Origin of the sequence: Nitrobacter sp., from assembly GCF_051535215.1 — a bacterium.
Lineage (GTDB): Bacteria > Pseudomonadota > Alphaproteobacteria > Rhizobiales > Xanthobacteraceae > Nitrobacter.
Genome location: NZ_JBPPLY010000040.1, coordinates 1 through 2694 on the forward strand (window position 1 = coordinate 1; position 2694 = coordinate 2694).

Sequence of the window (2694 nt, forward strand, 5' to 3'; positions counted from 1 at the left end):
ATAGCCAGCGGGCTGCGGGCAGGATCCGGCGGCGACTTCAATTTCAGCTTCTCCGCCAGGCTCTTCTTGACGCCGAAACGGCCCGACCGCTCTTCCTTGTAGTCTGGATACATCGCGCGCGCGACATCGGAGGCGCGCATTTCGCCACGACCGACCGAAGCCATCACATCGTCGATCGTCGTGCGCGCCAGTCGCGACAACGCGCCGGTGAGCTTGTCGTCGGCGTATTCGATCTTGGCGCGAATGAACAGGCGCTCCACGATCCGCCTGCCGAGGCTGACATACTGACCGCGCACGGCCGCACGGGTGGCGCGCCGTATCGCGGCCCGCGCCTTGCCTGTGATGGCAAGCGATTCCCAGGCGGAAGGCGGCGCGGCCTGGGCGGCGGACGTCAGGACTTCGACCTCGTCGCCGTTCTGCAAATGCGACGTCAGCGGCGCGAACTTGCCGTTGATCTTGCAACCGACAGTGCTGTTGCCGACATCGGTGTGCACGGCGTAGGCAAAGTCGATGACATTGGCGTGCCGCGGCAGCGCGATCAGCTTCCCCTTCGGAGTGAAGCAGAACACCTGATCGTGAAACAGCTCCAGCTTGGTGTGCTCGAGAAACTCTTCCGGATTGATACTCTCCGACAGCATCTCGATGGTGTGACGCAGCCACGCAAATGCATTGGACTCGCGGTTGAGCAACTCGGTCGGCGAACCCGCCCTGTCCTTGTAAAAGGCATGTGCGGCGATGCCGAATTCGGCGATACGGTCCATCTGCGCGGTGCGCAGTTGCAATTCGACGCGCTGGTTGCCCGGTCCGATCACAGTGGTGTGAATCGAGCGATAGTCGTTCTGCTTCGGCGTCGAAATATAGTCCTTGAAGCGCCCGGGCACGACCGGCCACGTCGTATGCACCACGCCGAGCGCGCGATAGCAGGCTTCGACATCGGGCATCACGACGCGGAATCCGAAAATGTCCGAGAGCTGCTCGAAGCCGACCGACTTTCTTTCCATCTTGGTCCAGATCGAAAACGGCTGCTTGCGACGGCCGCTCACCCGCGCGGTGATGCCCTTGTTCGCAAGGCTGGTCGTAAGCTGGCTCTCGATTTCCCCGATCAGGTTGCGGTTCCGCTCGGCCAGCGCATCGAGACGCTGGGCAACCACGGCATGGGCCTCGGGGTCGAGGGTGCGGAACGCCAGATCCTCAAGCTCCTCGCGCATTTCCTGCATGCCCATGCGGCCAGCCAGTGGCGCGTAGATGTCGAGGGTCTCCTCGGCGATGCGCTGACGTGACGCGGGCGGCACGAATTCCAGGGTGCGCATGTTATGCAGCCGGTCGGCGAGCTTGATCAGCAGCACGCGGACGTCTTCGGCGATCGCCAGCAGCAGCTTGCGCAGGTTTTCGGCCTGCTTGGCCTCGCGCGAGACCAGTTCCAACCGTTTCAGCTTGGTCAGGCCCTCGACCAGCGCGCCGATCTCGTGACCGAACATGTTGTCGATCTCGGCCCGGGTAGCCTCGGTATCCTCGATGGTGTCGTGCAGCAGCGCCGCGACGATCGTGGCATCGTCGAGCTTGAGGCCGGTCAGGATGGCGGCGACCTCGAGCGGATGGGAGAAATACGGATCACCGGATGCCCGCGTCTGCTCGCCGTGGGCCTTCATGGCATAGACATAGGCCCGATTCAGCAAATCCTCATCGGTGTCCGGATTGTAGGAGCGAACGCGCTCGACCAGATCATACTGGCGCATCATGCGCGGGCGCGGCGGCCTCGTCGCGGCGACCGGCGTCGGCGCCACTCCGACCGAATCGGTCGCAGTCTGCATCTGCCCCTTCCTGCGAGGCCAACTCGCCATCGAACTCAACGCCTTCATCACACTGGAACCGTCCGCTTGCCCTCCAATATCTATCCTAGATTGTCCCGGCTGAAAGTCGAATTCGAACTTTTGCCGCGCGAGATTTTGGTTAGCGGAGCAAAAGACGGTCCCAGCCGGTCCCGCTCCGTATCCGCAGCACGCGTTCTGCCCCCTAGGAGCTGCTGAGACCCGGCGCAAAAGCCGGAATCGGATCATGAGCCTTCTGATGTATTCAGAAGCGACGTTCTATGTTTTGACACGTTCTCTTGACGCGAACCGGTATCTCTTCTTCTTGACGCATATCGGCATCCCTTGCTCGAAAACACCCTAAAACGCAAAAAGCCCGGACCAAAGGTCCGGGCTTGCAATTTGGCGAGGGCGACGAGCGCTCACTCGTCTTCCTCGGGCTGCTCTTCGGGAGGAGCGAGGCCTTCCAGACCCTTCAGCAACTCCTCCTCGGTCATGCGCTCGACCGCGACCTCGGTGTCGTCGGCATCGACGCTCGCTCCGGCCGAGCCGATCAAAGGCACAGTATCCGGCTCCGGCTCGTCGACCTCGACAAACTTCTGCAAGGAATGAACGAGCTCCTCGCGCATGTCTTCGGGCGAGATGGTCCGCTCCGCGATTTCGCGAAGCGAAACCACCGGATTCTTGTCGTTGTCGCGGTCAATCGTAAGTTGCGAACCCGACGAAATCATCCGCGCGCGATGCGCGGCCAACAGCACCAGGTCGAACCGGTTGTCGACCTTGTCAATGCAATCTTCCACGGTGACGCGCGCCATCGTCTGTCGCTCCGTTAAGGGGACCGAAACTATGAGATATAACTGCTAGGTATAGTGGGTTTGCAGATTTC

At 61.6% G+C, this 2694-nt stretch carries 2 protein-coding genes; both read right to left on the minus strand.

Going from position 1 to position 2694, the window contains the following annotated elements:
* The coding region (locus tag ACS3WB_RS16360) for a RelA/SpoT family protein (protein WP_438276531.1) at nt 1–1811 on the minus strand (1811 nt) is incomplete at its 3' end.
* A 419-nt stretch (nt 1812–2230) separates the two neighbouring features.
* Complete coding sequence (gene rpoZ / locus ACS3WB_RS16365) at nt 2231–2623, minus strand: DNA-directed RNA polymerase subunit omega (protein WP_438276532.1); 393 nt, start codon at nt 2621–2623, stop codon at nt 2231–2233.
* Nucleotides 2624–2694: the final 71 nt, after the last annotated feature.